The organism is Halonotius roseus (assembly GCF_006861655.1).
Classification (GTDB): domain Archaea; phylum Halobacteriota; class Halobacteria; order Halobacteriales; family Haloferacaceae; genus Halonotius; species Halonotius roseus.
In genome coordinates, this window is sequence record NZ_SESI01000002.1 from 161,525 (window position 1) to 178,692 (window position 17,168).

Annotated in this window: 15 protein-coding genes; 7 read left to right on the top strand and 8 right to left on the bottom strand. The window is 64.4% G+C overall.

What is annotated here, in order from left to right:
- Positions 1-135 precede the first annotated feature (135 nt).
- The gene (locus tag EWF95_RS06870) at positions 136-1,050 is read right to left on the bottom strand and encodes an MBL fold metallo-hydrolase (protein WP_142443336.1); all 915 of its coding nucleotides are present in this window, start codon (positions 1,048-1,050) and stop codon (positions 136-138) included.
- 91 nt (positions 1,051-1,141) lie between these two features.
- Here EWF95_RS06870 and mntA point away from each other — a divergent pair, with 91 nt between their 5' ends.
- Positions 1,142-1,561 (top strand): type VII toxin-antitoxin system MntA family adenylyltransferase antitoxin, encoded by a 420-nt coding sequence (gene mntA / locus EWF95_RS06875; RefSeq protein ID WP_142443337.1) that lies wholly within the window; start codon positions 1,142-1,144, stop codon positions 1,559-1,561.
- 13 nt (positions 1,562-1,574) lie between these two features.
- On the opposite strand, the gene EWF95_RS06880 is transcribed toward mntA, so the two are convergent.
- Complete coding sequence (locus EWF95_RS06880; RefSeq protein ID WP_142443338.1) at positions 1,575-2,147, bottom strand: cysteine hydrolase family protein; 573 nt, start codon at positions 2,145-2,147, stop codon at positions 1,575-1,577.
- Between the two features lie 93 nt (positions 2,148-2,240).
- Between EWF95_RS06880 and EWF95_RS06885 the strand changes: the two genes are divergently transcribed.
- On the top strand, positions 2,241-4,109 hold the full coding sequence (locus tag EWF95_RS06885; RefSeq protein WP_142443339.1) for an ATP-binding protein: 1,869 nt from the start codon (positions 2,241-2,243) through the stop codon (positions 4,107-4,109).
- Between the two features lie 72 nt (positions 4,110-4,181).
- Positions 4,182-5,039, top strand: a complete 858-nt coding sequence (locus EWF95_RS06890) for an NAD(+)/NADH kinase (protein ID WP_142443340.1) — start codon at positions 4,182-4,184, stop codon at positions 5,037-5,039.
- A gap of 37 nt (positions 5,040-5,076) precedes the next feature.
- Here the strand turns inward: EWF95_RS06890 and carB are convergent, their stop codons facing one another.
- On the bottom strand, positions 5,077-8,292 hold the full coding sequence (gene carB, locus EWF95_RS06895; RefSeq protein WP_185911728.1) for a carbamoyl-phosphate synthase large subunit: 3,216 nt from the start codon (positions 8,290-8,292) through the stop codon (positions 5,077-5,079).
- Between the two features lie 230 nt (positions 8,293-8,522).
- On the opposite strand from carB, the gene EWF95_RS06900 reads away from it, so the two are divergent.
- The gene (locus EWF95_RS06900; RefSeq protein WP_185911729.1) at positions 8,523-8,882 is read left to right on the top strand and encodes a DUF7344 domain-containing protein; all 360 of its coding nucleotides are present in this window, start codon (positions 8,523-8,525) and stop codon (positions 8,880-8,882) included.
- A gap of 97 nt (positions 8,883-8,979) precedes the next feature.
- On the opposite strand, the gene EWF95_RS06905 is transcribed toward EWF95_RS06900, so the two are convergent.
- Positions 8,980-9,303, bottom strand: a complete 324-nt coding sequence (locus tag EWF95_RS06905; protein WP_142443343.1) for a HalOD1 output domain-containing protein — start codon at positions 9,301-9,303, stop codon at positions 8,980-8,982.
- Between the two features lie 73 nt (positions 9,304-9,376).
- Positions 9,377-10,174, bottom strand: coding sequence for a TrmB family transcriptional regulator (locus tag EWF95_RS06910; protein ID WP_142443344.1), 798 nt, complete (start codon positions 10,172-10,174; stop codon positions 9,377-9,379).
- Between the two features lie 401 nt (positions 10,175-10,575).
- On the opposite strand from EWF95_RS06910, the gene EWF95_RS06915 reads away from it, so the two are divergent.
- Positions 10,576-11,379: a TrmB family transcriptional regulator gene (locus EWF95_RS06915; protein WP_142443345.1), complete on the top strand. Its 804-nt coding sequence runs from the start codon at positions 10,576-10,578 to the stop codon at positions 11,377-11,379.
- A 20-nt stretch (positions 11,380-11,399) separates the two neighbouring features.
- On the opposite strand, the gene EWF95_RS06920 is transcribed toward EWF95_RS06915, so the two are convergent.
- The gene (locus tag EWF95_RS06920) at positions 11,400-12,182 is read right to left on the bottom strand and encodes a ZIP family metal transporter (protein WP_142443346.1); all 783 of its coding nucleotides are present in this window, start codon (positions 12,180-12,182) and stop codon (positions 11,400-11,402) included.
- 140 nt (positions 12,183-12,322) lie between these two features.
- Positions 12,323-13,702, bottom strand: a complete 1,380-nt coding sequence (locus EWF95_RS06925) for a CARDB domain-containing protein (protein ID WP_142443347.1) — start codon at positions 13,700-13,702, stop codon at positions 12,323-12,325.
- A gap of 268 nt (positions 13,703-13,970) precedes the next feature.
- On the opposite strand from EWF95_RS06925, the gene EWF95_RS06930 reads away from it, so the two are divergent.
- Both EWF95_RS06930 and EWF95_RS06935 read left to right on the top strand, forming a co-directional pair.
- Positions 13,971-15,206: an alpha-D-ribose 1-methylphosphonate 5-triphosphate diphosphatase gene (locus EWF95_RS06930; RefSeq protein WP_142443348.1), complete on the top strand. Its 1,236-nt coding sequence runs from the start codon at positions 13,971-13,973 to the stop codon at positions 15,204-15,206.
- Between the two features lie 87 nt (positions 15,207-15,293).
- A complete protein-coding gene (locus EWF95_RS06935; protein ID WP_142443349.1) occupies positions 15,294-15,509 on the top strand; it encodes a DUF7563 family protein in 216 nt (71 codons plus the stop codon).
- A 49-nt stretch (positions 15,510-15,558) separates the two neighbouring features.
- Here EWF95_RS06935 and EWF95_RS06940 read toward each other — a convergent pair whose 3' ends face one another.
- On the bottom strand, positions 15,559-16,809 hold the full coding sequence (locus EWF95_RS06940; RefSeq protein ID WP_142443350.1) for a sugar phosphate nucleotidyltransferase: 1,251 nt from the start codon (positions 16,807-16,809) through the stop codon (positions 15,559-15,561).
- Positions 16,810-17,168 lie beyond the last annotated feature (359 nt).

The window sequence follows — 17,168 nt, forward strand, 5'->3', positions numbered from 1 at the left end:
AAATACGGCCGAGAATTCGGCGTCGACAAACCGCGATTTCACCGCCGTAGATCGGCGTTTTGCGCGCGTGAAATCACCCGACAGCGACCTAATTCGGCCGTAGCTGTCTCTGCTGGGTCATTCGCCGTTTGGTGCCTACGACGGGTCGTCGATATCGACACGGCCCTGGTCGAGCGCGGCCAACACGCCGCGAACGTTGAGCCGCGTTTCGGCCCACCCTTTCTCGGTGCCCCAGATCTCGGTGAGATCGGTGTTTGTGACGAAATGATCGATAACCGCCTCGTCGTCGGCCTGGCGATCACGCTGTTGGCGGATCGCCTCGACCCACTCGATGAGGCCGCGCTTGTAGCCATCGAGCAGCCTTTCGTCGTAGCTCCGCGGCCCGAAGTGAGCGAAACAGAGGGTCTCGGGGTCGAGCGATTGGATCATCGAGACATCGTCGATACACTGCTGGACATCGAACTGCGGCGGCGGCGAGGTGACGCGGATCTCGTCGCGGGCGTCGACGTAGATGCCGGCGGCGTCGCCGGTGAAGACGAGCTCGTCGGTCTCGAAAACAAGCTGGTGGGGGGCATGCCCCGGAGCCGCATGCGCCGTCAGCGTTCGATCGCCGAGATCGATCTCGTCGCCGTCGATGAGGGCGCTGATTCGATCCTCGGGGATGGGCTGTGGCTCGGTGTAGTAGGGCCACATGTCGCCGACAGCGGCCTTCGTTCCCTCGATCAAGCGACTCGGATCGATGAGGTGGTCGACCCCGCGGTCGTGTACCAGTACCTCGGCGTCGGGGAACGCCTCGGCGAGAAAGCCCGCGCCGCCGGCATGATCGAGGTGGACGTGGGTCGGCAGAATGTAGCTGAGCGCGTCGATGCCGAGTTCGTCGAGGGCATCGAAGATGTATTCGCGGTTGGTGCCGATCCCGGTGTCGATGACTGCCGGTTCGGCGGTGTCGAGGATGTAGACCGCGCCGTAGCCGGCGACATCGTACATCCCGGTGTCAACGTAGTAGAGATTCGATCGGTCGGCAACAGCTTCGAGATCGCCGGGAGCCATATCTGAACGGGCGGCCGGCAGGTCGTTAACGGTTCGGAATCGGTGCCGGTCGGAGTGAGTATTAAGTCGCCTGCGACCGCATCTGTGAGTGATGCGAGAGATCGATGACGTAGCGAACCTGTCGATCGACCATGATCGGCTCGTCTCGGTGCTCGCCGATGCCCCGATCACGGTCGCCGTGCTGTATGGCTCACACGCACGCGGCGAAGCGACCGGGGACAGTGACATCGATCTCGCGGTTGCATTCGACGACGAACTGGATTCAGCCGCACGAACACGGGCCAGACTCCGGCTTATCGAACGCCTCAGTGCCGAACTCGGAACTGACGCGATCGATGTTGTGCCCCTTGCTCACACGGGAGCAGCCCTCCGTCGGTCAATCCATGAGGAGGGGATCGTTATCTACGGAGCAGCCGATGCCGTATCGACGGCTGAGGAGCCTGAGACGACACACGACGAACAGCTGGCTGCCTTCGACGACATACTCGCCGACATCGAACGCGTCGTTTAGTGAGATTACCGAGCTATCCAACCGACAGCTCCTCGCTGGTCGTAACCTCGCCAAACAGGAACTCACAGTGATCGACCGCATACTCGCGGTCGTCTTCCTCGATATAGCCGAGCGCGTCCTCGATAACGACCGGCTTGAAATCCCGCACGCCGGCACTGCCGGCCGTATGGAACACACAGACGTTGGCAAGGGTGCCACAGATCAACAGATCGTCGATCCCGTGGGCGTTCAGCCAGCCCTCCAACTCGGTCTGATAGAAGGCGTCGTAGGTGTGTTTGACGACAACGTGGTCATCCTCGCCGACAGGGAGGTCGTCAACGATCTCAGCCTCCCACGAGTCCTCAACGACGTGCTCACCCCACCGATCGAACTCGTCGTAGTAGTGGGCATCATCGAACTGCTCGGGCGGGTGGACATCTCGGGTGTAGACGACCGGCATGTCAGCGTCGTGAACGCGGTCAACGAGGTCACCGACCGGGTCAATGGCGGCCTCGCTGCCGGGCGCGTACAGCGAGCCATCCGGGTGACAGAAGCCGTTTTGCATGTCGACAACGACGAGTGCGGTGCTGTCTGCGTCGTAATCCATACCCATCGGTACTGTCGCCGGCGAATAAAAGCCAGCGACCCCGCAGCCGATGATAGGGGAAAGGAGTTTACCCCCAGGGTGGCACCCCACTGTATGACGCTGGAGGATTTTAGCGACGTGACCGACGACACCGGCGGGAGCGAGGCACAATCTGACTCGGTGTCATCGGCTGACGGCGGGACGGCCACAGGCGCGCCCGACGGAGATGGCGACGACCGCGAGGGCGGCACCGACGACAACCGCAACAGCTTCGAGCGCATCGCCGCCGACGTGGAGGGCGACGACACCGGCATGGGCGCGCTGTCGGTCTCCCAAGGCCTGCGTGTCGCCGAAGACGACGAGGAAACGACGCTGCGGGCGTTCATCACGACCGGCAACCGCGAGGCCGTGCGGATCGGTAAATACCTGCTCGTCCCGTATCCGGACGACGAAACCCTGTTCTGTCGGATCACCGGGCTCGAATACGCCCAAGAGTTCAACGCCGACGACGCAACCGAGATCCACGCCCGCCGGATGATGCGGCAGTCAACGTTCGAGGAACGCGACTACAAGTTCATGGCCGACCTCGAACCGGTCGCCGTCCTCTACGAGGAGTACGACGACGAGGGCGAGGTCGAACTCAATCGGCGGATGACCGACCGCGTCCCGAAACCGGGCGCAATTCTCAAGCAGGCGACCGACAGCGAGCAGATCAAGACCGGGCTCAACATCCCCGAAGACGGCGTTTTCCTCGGCCATCTCTCAGTCGGCGGCGAGAAAGTCGAAACCGCCGCCCAGCCGCCGACCATCGACTACCGACTGACCGACGACTACGAGTCCGGTGACCCGCTCGTCTTCCGGCATACCCTCGTCGCCGGCGGCACCGGCTCCGGCAAGACGCACGCCTCGAAAAACATCCTCCGGCAGTATCTCAGCGACGAGCGCGCGTACCCGATGGACGATGGGCGGACGGTATCGCCGGCGGTCGTCCAGTTCGATCCCCAAGACGAGTACGCCCAGATGCACGACGACAACCCGGAGTTGGACGACGGCTTTGCCCGCAAGCTGGAGCGAGAGAACGTCGCCTACGGCGGCGTCGACGACACGATCGCGCTCGTTCCAACCGAGGACGGGACGAGCTACCCTGGTGAGGGCCACCGCGCCGAGCAGATCCAGTTCACGGTGCCGTTTTCGATGACCAAAGCGCGGCCGTGGCTCGTCGCCGGCAGCAGCCTCAACGACAACCAGTATTCAGGGCTTCAGACGCTTCTTAATCGGTTTTTCCGACAGTACGGCGAGTCGGGTACCTACAGCCAGTTCAAAAGCTTCCTTGACGATCCAGCCCTGAAAGAGGAGCTCGACGAATCCGGTCGTGTCCACGAGGCAACCTTTGACGCGATCAAGCGACGCGTCTTCGGGATGCCGTCGGGCATCTTCGACCAATCAGCAAAGCCGATCACCGAGCTCGACCACCAGCTTGTTCGCCCCGGCGGGCTGACGGTGGTGCCGACCTACCACCTCTCATCGAGTCGCGCAAAGGAGCTGTGTGTGCTTGCCGTCTCGGCGTACCTGATCGACAACAAGCTCTCGAATGCGCCCGACAGCGACCGGATCAAGGAGACGCCGATGGTGTTGGGGATGGACGAGGCCCACAACTTCCTCGCGGATGCCGACACCGTCCAGGCCCGGAAGGTTGTCCAGAAATTTACTGAAGCCGCCAAACAGGGCCGCAAGGAACGGCTTGGCCTCTTTCTTATCACCCAAGACCCACAGGATATCGCCGATCCGGTGTTCAAGCAGTTGAATACGAAGCTCGTGCTCAACCTCGGCGATGAGGATGCGATCAACAGCGTCAACATCCCCGCAAATCTCCAGTCGAAGGTGCCCTACATGGAGAAAGGCCAGTTTGTCGTCTACTCGCCCGACAACTCCGAGCCCGTCGAACTAATTGGGCTGCCGACCTGTCTGACCCGCCACGACTGAGCGACACTGGCAGGGCGGGCGGAAACAGTGGGCCGACACAGCCCTTTTGCCATCACGGCGAGAACGCGCGGTATGGAAGTCGGCCTCGTCGCACAGCGGGACAACAGCCGGGCGGTCGGCGTCGCCGAATCGATCCAAACCGCCCTCGCTGACGACGGGGTGTCGACACGGGTCGATGCCGCCACCGCCGCCGCGCTGGACGAGCCGACAGCGACCACCGATGCGGTCGGCGACGCGGCAGCCAACAACGACGTAGATTCCTTCGAGGCCTGTGATCTGGTCGTCAGCATCGGCGGCGACGGCACCTTTCTGTTTGCCGCGAGAGCCGCCGGCGGCACGCCGATGTTGGGCGTCAACCTCGGCGAGGTCGGATTTTTGAACGCCGTCAGCCCCGAAAACGCGGTTGCCGCCGTTCGGGAGGCCGTCGACGCGATCGAGGCGGGCGACCACGAGATCAGGGAAGCCCCACGGCTTACCGCCCGGTGTGGGGAGTTCGAAAGCGTTCCCGCGGTCAACGAGATCGTCGTCACCGGACCGCGGCGCGGCCCCGGCGGCGGCGCGACATTCCGGGTGACGATCGACGGCTCGGAGTACACCCAGAGCCACGCCGACGGGGTGATGATCGCCACCCCGACCGGGAGTACGGCCTACAACCTCAGCGAGGACGGGCCGATCGTCCACCCCTCGATCGGCGCGCTGATCGTCAACGAGATGTGTGGCGTCGACGGGATGCCGCCGCTGATTGTCGGCGGCGACTGCGAGGTGACGGTGGCTGTCGACGACGCTGACCATGCGATCGTTGTCAGCGATGGGCGACGCCCCCACGAGATCGAGACACCCGCAGAGATTACCGTCTCACGCGCCGAAACGCCGGTGCGACTCGTCGGGCCGGTGGCTGATTTCTTTGCGGCCCTGGATAAGCTGTCGTGACTGGCTGATCGATAACAGGCGCGGGTCGGTTGTTAGCCTACTTGCCCCACTGCTCGACGCGTTTCGGCCGACGGGCGATCGACTGTACGTCGATCGGTTCGTCGCTGGCCTGGAGGGCTTCGATCGCGGCCCTCGCGCTGGCCGGCGTCGAGAAGTAGGTGATCTCCTCCTCGACAGCGACCTCCAACAGATCGCGGTCACGGGAGACGATGATATCGAGTTCGCCGGCGCGGGCGGCATCGATCAGATCGACGGCCTCGCTGAACTCGAAGAACTCACCGAAGCCTTCGGCCAACTCCTCGCCGGCCTCGGTGTCGGGATCGGGGAAGACCTCATCCGAGAGATCGAGGGCGATCGTCCCGGATTTCGGGATCGGCTTGCCCGTTGCATCCTGGGCTTTGTCGTAGGCCTTGCCGAAGGTGTCGGCGCTGCCCATGACCTCGCCGGTGGATTTCATCTCCGGGCCGAGGCGTGGATCGGAGCCATCGAGGCGGTCGAACGGCAGCACAACCTCCTTGACGCTGGTCTGTTCGGGGATCTGCTCGGCAGCATCGAGCTCCGCCAGCGAGCGACCGGTCATCACCTGCGCGGCAAGCTTGGCGATCGGAACGCCCGTGGCCTTCGAGACGAACGGGACAGTGCGGGAGGAGCGTGGGTTGGCTTCAAGCACGAAGACCTCGCCACCGCGGACGGCGAGCTGGACGTTGAGCAGACCGACCGTATCGAGGGCGGTCGCGATATCCTCGGTCACCTCGCGGACGCGGGCCAGCGTCTCCTCGGACAGCGAACGCGGCGGGATCATACACGCCGAGTCGCCGGAGTGGACACCCGCGCTCTCGACGTGTTCCATGATGCCGCCGATCAGCACGTCCTCGCCGTCAGCAACGGCGTCGACATCGAGTTCGACCGCGTCGCTGAGGAACTCGTCGATGAGGATCGGTTTATCGGGGGAGACGCGAACGGCCTCCTCGATGTAGTGTTCAAGCTCGGCGTCGTCGTGGACAACGCGCATCGCACGGCCACCGAGCACGTAGCTCGGGCGGACAAGAACGGGATACCCGATCTCGTGGGCGAGTTCGAGAGCCTCGTTTTCGGAGGTCGCCGTCCCGCCTTCCGGCTGGGCGATGCCGAGATCGTCCATCAGCTCGTTGAACCGGTCACGATCCTCGGCGAGATCCATCGCCTCGACGGTGGTGCCCATGATATCACAGTCCAGCCCGCGTCGATCGATCTCTGTCTGGAGGGGTTCGCCGATGTTGACAGAGGTCTGGCCGCCGAACTGCACCATCACGCCGTCCGCGCCGGTCGCCTCAACCACGTCGGCGACCTCCTCCGCGGAGATGGGATCGAAAAACAGCCCGTCGGAGGTGTCGTAATCAGTCGAGACGGTTTCGGGGTTGTTGTTGACGACGTGGGCCTCGATGTCGAGATCGCGGAGGGCCTGGACGGCGTGTACCGAGCAGTAGTCGAACTCGACGCCCTGGCCGATCCGGATCGGGCCGCCGCCGACAACGACGACGCTTTCGGTGTCTTTCTCGACGCGGAGCTCGCCGGCGGCCTCCTCGCCCAGCAGCGGGCCGCTGTGGAACTCCGGCAGGCGCGCGGAGTAGTAGTACGGTGTTTCGGCCCGGAACTCGCCGGCACAGGTGTCGACCTGTTTGTAGTTGCGGCCGGGCACGTCCTGTTCGACGGTGTCGACATCGACGCCGCCGTCGGCGATCTCGGCGATCTCGGTGTTCGTGTAGCCCGCGGTCGCCGCGGGCGTGAAGTCGCCATCCTGGGCGGCCTGGGACGCGTCGCTGATCCGCTTGAACCGCTCGACGTACCACTCCTTGATCCCGGTGAGATCAATGATCTCCTCAACCGAGTAGCCGCGATCGAAGGCCTCGAACATGGCGTAGGGGCGATCCGGCGAGGGGCGTTCGAGATACTCGGCTTCCAGCGTTTTGCCGTCGACCTCGTTCCAGCTGACGGCGGGGTCGTACTCCGAAGAGCGCAGGGCCTTCATCAGCGACTCCTCGAAGGTCGAACCGATCGCCATCGCCTCACCGGTCGACTTCATCGCGGTGTCGATCTCGAAGTCCACATCGTCGAACTTGTCGATCGGCCACCGCGGCACCTTCGTGACAACGTAGTCGATGGCGGGCTCGAAGGCGGCGGTCGTCTCGCCGGTGATCTCGTTGGTGATCTCATGGAGGCGTTTGCCGAGGGCGACCTTTGCGGTCACGCGGGCGATCGGGTAGCCCGTCGCCTTCGAGGCGAGTGCCGAGGAGCGTGAGACGCGGGGGTTGACCTCGACAACGCGGTACTCGCCGCCGGGCGTGCCGTCGTCGCGCCAGGCGTGCTGGATGTTACAGCCGCCCTCGATGCCGAGTTCGCGGATGACCTTCAGCGCGGAATCGCGCATCTCTTGATGGCCCTTGTCGGGGATGACCTGCGAGGGGGTGACGACCGTCGACTCGCCGGTGTGGATGCCCATCGGGTCGATGTTCTCCATGTTGCAGATGATGACCGTCGAGTCGTCAGCGTCGCGCATGACCTCGTATTCGAGTTCGACCCAGCCCTCGATAGATTCCGTCACGAGGACTTCGCTGTTCCGCGAGAGGCGCAGCCCCTTGCGGACGCGCTCGACGAGCTTCTCGAAGTCGTCGACGATGCCGGAGCCCGAGCCGCCGAGCGTGTAGGTGGTGCGGGCGATGACAGGGAGACCGCCGACCTCATCGAGGGCGTCCTCGACGCGGCCGCGGAAGGCCTCCTCGTCGAAGTCGGTGACCGACTCGTCCTCGTCGAGTGAGATCGTCGTCGATTTGGCGACCGGTTCGCCGATCTCCTCCATCCGCTGGCGGAACAGATCGCGGTCTTCGGTCGCGTAGATGGTGTCGAGCGGGGTGCCCATGATCTCGACATCGTACTCCTCAAGAACGCCCTCCTCGGCGAGTTCGGCGGTGACGTTAAGCCCGGTCTGGCCGCCCAGCCCGGCGATGACGCCGTCGGGGTTTTCCTTGCGGATGATCTCGGCGATGGCTTCGGTGTTGATCGGCTCGATGTAGACCTCGTCGGCCATCTCCGGATCGGTCATGATCGTCGCCGGGTTGGAGTTGACGAGGACGACGCGCGCGCCCTCCTCCTGCAGTGCCCGGCAGGCTTGGGCCCCGGAGTAGTCGAATTCGGCGGCCTGTCCGATCTGGATCGGCCCGCTGCCGATCAGTAGGATCGTGCGATCCTCCTCGCCTGTCGCTGTCTCGTCGCTCATTATGCTCGAAGAATGCGCTCATCGTAATAAGGGCGACGAAAGGTTGCGAGATCCGTATCTACGTTTCGAAATTCGAAATCCTCGGCGGTTCCCAGCAGCGACCCCCGCAGCTACCAGCGGCTCGGGGATCGCTCCCCAACAAGGTTTCGGGAGTACGACGGCGGAGACACGCCAGCGTACTGTTACTCGAATTATCAAAACCTCACAGATTGTGAAAAGATCACGGGTTAATGAACGCTGAGGGCAAAATAAGGAGTATGATGAGCAACGACAGTCTGGATACCATCCTCAAGCTCGTCGCTAACCGACACCGACGGCAGATTCTTGCATACGTTCGGCACAGCGACACCCACACGGTGCGGATCGATACCCTCGTCGAGCAGTTGTATCAGGCCGAACCAAGCGGTGACCGACAGCTGACTCGGACGCAGCTCACCATGCAACTCACCCACACCCACCTCCCAAAGTTAGCGGGTCACGGCCTCATCGACCACAACCACGACCAGGGAACGATCACGTATCACCCCGATGAACGGATAGAACGCGTGTTAGACGGTCTCCCGATAGAGCTACCGCAGACACACCACTGACCGAGCCGCCCGTCGTTTTGAACAACTCCGCTCGTCGTTTTGATCAACTTCGCTCATCATTCCAGCCGACTCCGTCCGTCGTTCCGGGAAATTCCATTCAGTCGACAGCCGAGCGTGACTCCTCGGGTCGAGCGACCACCGCACCGCTCGCCTGAACAGTCACCGACAGTCCCGCAAAGCGGAACGTCACAGTCACGTCGTCGCCCGCTGGATCTGGGTCAGCCGACCGGATGAGCGTGTTTAGCGCGTCGGGATCGACTGCCTCGTACAGCGGTTGGGTTGCCGTTGGTTCCTGATCCAAAGCGACCGCGACCGTCTCGATAACGGCGGTACTTGGCTGGATGGCTGTCCAGTCGTAGTCGGCCCGGATCGTCTGGGCCGTCGCTGATGGTGTTTCGGAGCCATTCCGCTCCGGCGTCATCGTTCCCACCGCCTCGTGGAGGGAGACGAGTTGTGTTGGTTCTGGTTCATCTATCTATTGTCGTGTCGGCTCGCTACTCGGAGGTGACCGCCTCAAGTCGCCAGGTGAAGATCGCCCGCAGGATCACGACAAGGCTGTTCGAGTTGCCCATCCCCCAGATCGCCGTCTCCGACCGTGGGGACGCCGGGGTCGCTGCCGCATCGGTGACACGCGCGCTCACAAGCGTTTGTGTCCCATCAACCATCATGAGCCGGCCGGCGGCCGTCTCCGACCACACCCACAGCGACTCGAACAGCGTCGCCTCCGGGATGACATCCTGAATGCGATCCTGGACGGGTTGTGAGACGCCGCCGAGTTTGATCGAGACGCCCCGGTCTGCGGCCGCCGCCAACCCCTCAAGGATCTCCTCGGTGAGAAGCTCCTCGACGGTCATGTAGACGATCTCGTCGTCCGCGCCCTCGAAAAACTCCAGAATACGGGTGGTGATCGCCGTCTCGCCATCGACCGTCCAGACGCCGCGCTGTTCGGCCCGGTGGTCGACGGGTTCGAGGTCGTCCAGTGCGGTTCGGAGGCGGTTGGCATGCTGTTGAAACTCGTGTTCGAACGTCCGACCCACAGTTTCGGCTGAGATCGCCCAGAACTCCTTGGGAGAGGATTGTTGGATATCGACGAGCCCCCAATCGTGTAGCTCGTCTATCGCATCGTACACTCGGGTGCGTGGTACCTCTGACACTTCGCTTATCGCCCGCGCTGTCCCGGTGCCGAGACTCGCCAGCGCGACGAACGTCCGTGCGGCGTAGCCGCTCAACCCGAACCATTCAAGCTGTTCGACCGCGGCGAACCGCGGATCATCGGTCTGATCGGTACTCATTGTGGTATCGGTAGGCCGGTCGGACAATACCGGCCACGCGAGGTGACCGGAAAGGCACACAGACAGTGCAGTGGTTGGGACACGGAACTTGACTGTGTGCCGGTAGAATACTTCATCCTCTGTTGGTATATGTTTTTTGTGATTAATCGGGTGACAATACTTGCATCCGAGCCCGCAGAGGGTCTGCCGAATTTCTGTCAGAAAACCTGCCATTTTTGTCGTGTGTAACTGTGATCAAAACACAGCAGTGGAGCAGGACACGACAAAATCGCCCGAAACACCCACAAATCAGTGGCTCATGTATTCGATGCAGCTGGTCGTCACTGGGGGAGTCACAACACCTAAGCGACACGGCACTAATCCGAATGATACGCCTAGGGTTTCCTAGGAGGTTGGGACACATGGATACAGACACAAACAAAGAGGAGGCGATCGAGGTGCTCCAACAGCTCGGCTTGAAGGAGTACGAGGCGCGATGTTTTGTTGGGTTGACCCGTCTCAACACGGGCACCGCGAAGAAGCTCAGCGAACTCACGGAGGTGCCTCGCACGCGGATCTACGATGCGATACGCGTGCTTGAGGCCCAGGGGTTGGTTGAGATCCAGCATTCGAGCCCACAGCAGTTTCGCGCGGTCTCCTTGGATGAGGCAACCGCCACGCTCCGCGATCAGTACGAGGAGCGCGTTGATCGCCTCCACGACGCTCTCACAACGGTCGAGACGATCGACGACGATGACGAGTCGTCGATCCAAGAGGTCTGGACGCTGTCCGGCCAGGATGCGATCGAGAACCGAACGGAGCAGCTCATCGAGGCCGCAAGCGACGAGATCGTCCTCGTCATCGGCGACGAATCGCTGTTGACGGCGGATCTCGTCGAGACGCTCACCGGGGTCGACGACGACATCGAGGTGATCGTCGGCGCGTTGACGCCGTCGCTCCAAGCCGAGATTCAAGCAGCCGTGCCGGCCGCCACAACGTTTGTCTCGGGGTTGGAGTGGTTACACGGCGAAACCGACACCGAGGATGATACGTCGATCGGTCGGCTGCTGTTGGTCGATCGCGCGTCGATCCTGGTGAGTTCGATCAGGCCGGAATCAAAAGACGAACAGGCTGTCTTCGGTGAGGGGTTCGGAAACGGGTTCGTGGTGATCGCCCGCCGGCTCATGGCTCAGGGGTTGCTCCCCATTCGTGACCCGAATACCTGAACGAGTAGAAAACCAGCAGCTCACCCCCCGATTACGGCGTCGACGACGACCAACAGCACGAAGCCCACAAGAAACGCCGCGGTCGCCACGTCGGCGTAGCCGTGCCCGTGACTCGACGGCACCATCTCCCGGAACACCACCGCGAACATCGCACCGGCGGCAACCCCGGCGGCGACAGGGAACACACCCTGGGCGACCGCGACGAGAGCAAACCCGAACAGCGACGCCACCACCTGCGGGACGGTTCCCGACAGCGTCGTGTAGATGATAACCTTCAGCGTCGAGACACCGGATTGGCTCACCGGCACCGCGAACGCGAAGCCGTCAGGGATGTTCTGTAGCCCGATCACCACGGCGAGGACGAACGCCACCTCTTCGAGCCCGGAGGCGAAGGCGATCCCCATCGCCAACCCCTCGGGGGCGTTGTGGAGCGTGATCGCCCCGCCGATAAGCACCGCCCGCCGGAGCCGGTCGTCTATCGAGGGGTTGCCGTCGGCCGCGCCGCCGTGGCCGCGCCACCGCTGGTACTCCGCGTGGACGTGGGGGATCACGCTGTTGCCGACCAACAGCACAAAGCCGCCGATGAGCACGCCGACCATCACCTGCCACAGCGCGCCCTGCTCCGTTCCAGGGATGATGAGTCCGAAGACGGCCGCGGCGATCATGATCCCGCCGGCAAGCCCGAGTGCGGCATCGTAGCTGCGGTGGCTGACGCGGGCACCGAACAGGATCGGCACCGCGCCGAGCCCGGTGACAAGCCCCGATCCCGTCGTCACCAGCAGCATCGTCGAAAACGCGTCCATACGTGGCGATCACCCGCAGGACGCAAAAAGATACAGCAGTCGTCGGGGTGGGTGAAACGCGAAAGAAGCCCCCCAGCCGAGTCAACGCCCCGGCCGATGCAACGCCGCAACCGATTCAACGCACAACCCTGGGCGACCGCTTACGCGCCGCGGAACCGCCGGCGCGTCCCCATCAACAGACCCACCACACCGAACAGCAGCACCAGCCCGCCGCCGACACGCAGGAAGGGGACGGCCGCCGACGCCGCCCTGGTGGGCTGCTCGCTTGACGACCCCGGATCCTCGGTCGCGTTTTCGGCCGATTCGTCGTCATCTGTCGGCGTATTCGTGGTGGCGGCCGGCTCCGCAACCGTCACCGCAAACACCGAAAACCGCTCGGTATCGACCGAGATCGCCATGCCGTCGTCGGTCGCTGACGCCGTTGTCGGGAGCGGTTCCCACGCGGTGCCGTTCCAGTGGCTCACCCCGATGGCCTGACCCTCTGTGGTGCCGAGCGTCCGCGTTGAAAGCTGCAATCGGATCGTCGCGTTGCGATCGGCCGCCGCCTCGGGAACCGAGACCCGGTAGTAGCCGACGGCGTCGGCAAGGCCCTCGACCTCCGCCGGCCGATGCTTGAAGCGTGTGGCAACGACATCGCCGGCAACGTCGTCAGCCGCGAACGCGACCTGTCGGATATCTCCGCCGGGGAAGGTCGCGGTGCCGTCCGTGATCGGAGCGCGGAGCCGGTCAGCCACGTTCGGCGGAACCCCGCCGCTCGAATCGCTGGCCGACCCCTCGTTGGTCGACGCCGCGTCATCACTCTCGTTCGACGCCGACGAGACAACGGTGACCATGCGGTCGGTGAGGGTAGCGTTGGTGGGGTTGGTAGTGGGTGCGTCGGTGCCGGCGGTCAGCCTCCACGAACCGATCTCGTCGGCCGTTGGCATCCAGGTCAGCTCGGTGTGAACCGTCTCGCCAGGGGCGACGCTCACCGTTCGGTTGGTCGCCGTCGAGCCGTTGAGAGCGATCCAGATATCAGGGGTTGCGGTCGTCTCGCCCGTGTTCTCGACGCTGATCGGGACGCTGAGGGGCTCGCCGACGGTCACCGTCGAGTTGACAGATCCGACTGTCATCTCGGTGGGGGGTGGGGCCACCACCGTCAACGATCGGTGTGGGTAGTCGTCGTCGCTCTGGACGCTGATGGAGCCGTTCCCGATGTCGGCCGCGGTTGGCTGCCAGACGAGTCGGACGGTCTCGGTTTCGCCGGGAGCCAGCGTCAGCGGCGGCCCGGCGACCGAGTCGACGATCTCGTCGTCGGGGTTTTTGAGGTGGATCTGTTGGCTGTCGGGTTCGGTGCCGGTGTTGCGCACGGTTGCGTTGACGACGACAGTGTCGCCGGCCGTAACCGTCTCGGGGGCGTCGAACCGCTCGATCACAAACCCGTCGCTTGCGGTCGGGTCGGCCGCCACGCCGGGGAGTCCGACGACCGAGAGAACGACCACGCCGATCGTCACCAGACACGCGATGCGTTGTGAGAGCATACCGGGATCGATGCCAGCCGGCCGTGAAGGTATGATCACCGTACCGGCCCCGCTCACCTGTCGACCGATACTCGGGGATTGATCCCGTGATACCCGCCGACTGCGGGCCAGTAGTCCGCTACTACGGTCGTTCCCAGCGTATGAAAACCGGTGACGACACCGCCTAACAAAGCGATCATCGGCGCAACGACGACGGTATGTGTACCGCGTCACCACCCGGGCAGCTATCGCCGACCCGAACCGACCGCGATCGACGGGTGGCCCACCGATGAGCAAGATCACCGAGATCCGCAACGCACGGGTCGTCACACCGACCCGATGTCTGGACGACGGCCGCGTCATCCTGACCGGCGACCGGATCGCACAGGTCGGGGCGACACCGGACACCACCCTCTCTCGTGCCCGCACGATCGACGCTGACGGCCGGCTCGTTATGCCGGGACTCATCGATCTCCACGGCGATGATATCGAGCACCACCACTCGCCGCGGGCCGGTGCGGCGGTACAACCCCGCACCGCGCTGACGACCGCCGACCGAACCAACCTCCTCAACGGGGTCACGACAAAGTTCCACGCCGTCGCCTTCGAGGAAGCCCCCGATGACGGCCGGAGTCTGGCGACCGCCTCGGCACTCGCCACCGAGATCAGCCAGGCAACATACACCTTGGGCGACAACCGCCTCCACGCTCGGTGTGAGCTGAGCGACGAAAGCGTCACCGCGGTCACCGAGGCCGTCGGTTCGGTCGGCGTCGATCTGCTGTCGGTGATGCACCACGCCCCGGGCGACGGACAGTACGACGACGACAGCTTCGAGCGACACTACATCGAGGATCGCAACTGGTCGGCCGACGGCGTCGCCCGCCTCGCCCGACAGCGGGCGTCGGCCGATCCGACCAGCCGCGACGACCGGGTCGAACGCATCGTCGACCTCGCCGCCCGGGCGGGTGTTCCGGTCGCCTCCCACGATGATGCATCGCCGGCCGCAGTCGATCGGATGGCCGACCACGGCGTCACGATCAGCGAGTACCCGCTGACGCTGGATGCGATCAGGCGGGCCGACGCCCGCGGGCTGACGACCGTGATGGGCGCGCCGAACCTCCTGCGCGGCGGGAGTCTCTGGGATAATCTGGCCGCCGACACCGCGATCGACGCCGGCTGTGTCGACGTGCTCTGTGCGGACTACCACCCGCCGTCGCTGCTGGCCGCACCCTTTGTCGACACCGGGGAGTCGCTGTCGACACGGGTTAATCGTGTTACCCGAAACCCCGCTGACGCCGTCGGGCTCACCGACCGCGGCCGGATCGAGGCGGGGGCCCGCGCGGATCTACTTGTCGTCGATCCCGATCCGACGCCGACCGTCGAGCGGGTGTTCGTCGGTGGGGAGTCGGTCGCGCGACTGCAGCCGACCGGCTCACCGCAGGCCGAGCCGACCGAGGCCGAACAGGAGCAAACACCGTCGCTGTCGTCGTATCCGAGCCCCTCGGCGTTCCATCGACAGCGGTGACTCGGTCGCCGCGGGATCGGCGTAGCCTGTAGCTACCGGTGGGTAGCCGGATTGTACTTACCACAGTCGGCTTCGACCACCGCGTGTATGGCAGACCACGACACGGATCACAGCCGCCAATGCAGCCGGTGTGGCACCGCCGTCAGCCAACAGTTCGTCCGCGTATTCGGCATCGGGAAAACGGTGCACGGCTGTCTGAACTGTCGCCCGCGCCGCGAGCTCTCACAGGGTGATGCGGCGCAACGGGAGTCGAACCACCACGACAGTGAGACGCTCACCACGTGGCGAGCGAGCGATAACTAACGGATCCAAAATCGGGCGATTGACCGCTATCGATCCCGTCTGACGATCGCTATCGATCCCGCCGAACGATCTCGCCGGGGTCGGTTCGCGCCCCCGCCGACAGCGTGACACCGGGGTTGATCCCGGTCTGGATGCCGGTGGCGACGTTCGGCCCCAACACCGCCCCGAACTTCCGGCGACCCGTCGAGACCCGATCGCCTTTGACCGTGAGCGCGACGGGCTCATCGTCGTGTCTGAGGTTGGCGATGTTGGTGCCGGCACCGAGGTTGACGCCGCGAGCGAGGACGCTGTCGCCGATGTACGAGAGGTGACCGACCGAGGTGTCGGCCATCAGCACACTGTTTTTGATCTCGACGGCATGGCCGACGTGGGCGTTCTCGCCGACCAGCGTCGCCCCGCGAACGTAGGCGTTCGGCCCGACCGAGCTGCCAGCCTGGAGCCGTGTCGGCCCCTCGATGACGACGCCCGGCCCGACGGAGACGCCCGACTCGATGACTACGTCGCCGCGGATCGTCGCGTCCGGATGGATCTCAGCGTCGGCGGCGATCAGCTCGGGGGCGTGACGGCCCTGTTCGTCGCCAACCACCGCACCGCCATCGGGCGTGGCTGCCGTGGCCGCCGGGCCGGGGAGCCGGCGTTCGTTCGCCGCCAGCAGCTCCCAGGGCCGGCCGACATCCAGCCACGTCTCGAAGACGGTCGCCCGGAGGCGATCGCGCTCGATGAGCCGCTCCAACACATCGGTGAGCTCGTACTCGCCGCGCTCGCTTTCCGGCACGTCAAGCAGCTCGACGGCGTCGGCCGGCAGGCTGTAGGCACCGGCGTTGACCAGGTTCGACTGTGGATTGTCGGGCTTTTCGCGTACCGCGGTGACGACGCCGTCGTCGGTTTCGAGAACGCCGTACTCCGAGGGATTGTCGACGCGAACCGCCCCGACCTGCGGCACCGACCCGAAAAGAGCCGCCAGATCCGCCGGCTCGTAGATCGAATCACCGTTCAACACGGCAAAGTCGTCGTCGATGGCGTCGGCAGCGGCGGCCAGCGCGTCGGCGGTACCGCGTTGGGCCTGCTGTTCGGCGTACTGAACCGGAACACCGCGATACTCGTCGCCGATCGCCTCGCGGATCTGCTCGCCGCCGAAGCCGACGGTGACAACGAGCTCGTCGGCCCCCGCGGTGACGGCGGCGTCGGCGACACCACCCACAAGCGGTTGTCCGGCCACGGGCAGCAGTGGTTTCGGCATCGATTCGGTGAGCGGGCCCATACGCGTGCCACGTCCGGCAGCGAGGATGACTACCTGCATGGTCGATCGATCGCGTGGCTGGTGGTTTGCTATACAGCGACTACCGATGAGAGCCGCCAGAAAGACGCGATCGTTGACAGCTCTATCGTGGGAGCCCGCTGTCGACGGCTGGCTCCGGAGATCGGTCGCTGTGGGGCTGGTCGGTGCCGCTGGATCGACGTGGGAGCACCGCCGCGCCCCGAAGCCGGCGACTACGTACCAGCTACGATACAGTTACGCCACCGACAGCCGAACCTACCACACGCCGGGAGCCGACTCCGGACGCGACGGGTGTCGACAGCGCGTCGCTGGTCGCTCACTGTAAGCCGAGCGAACCGCATGCAAGCAGCTCTATAACAAACTCCCGCCCGATGGTGGGG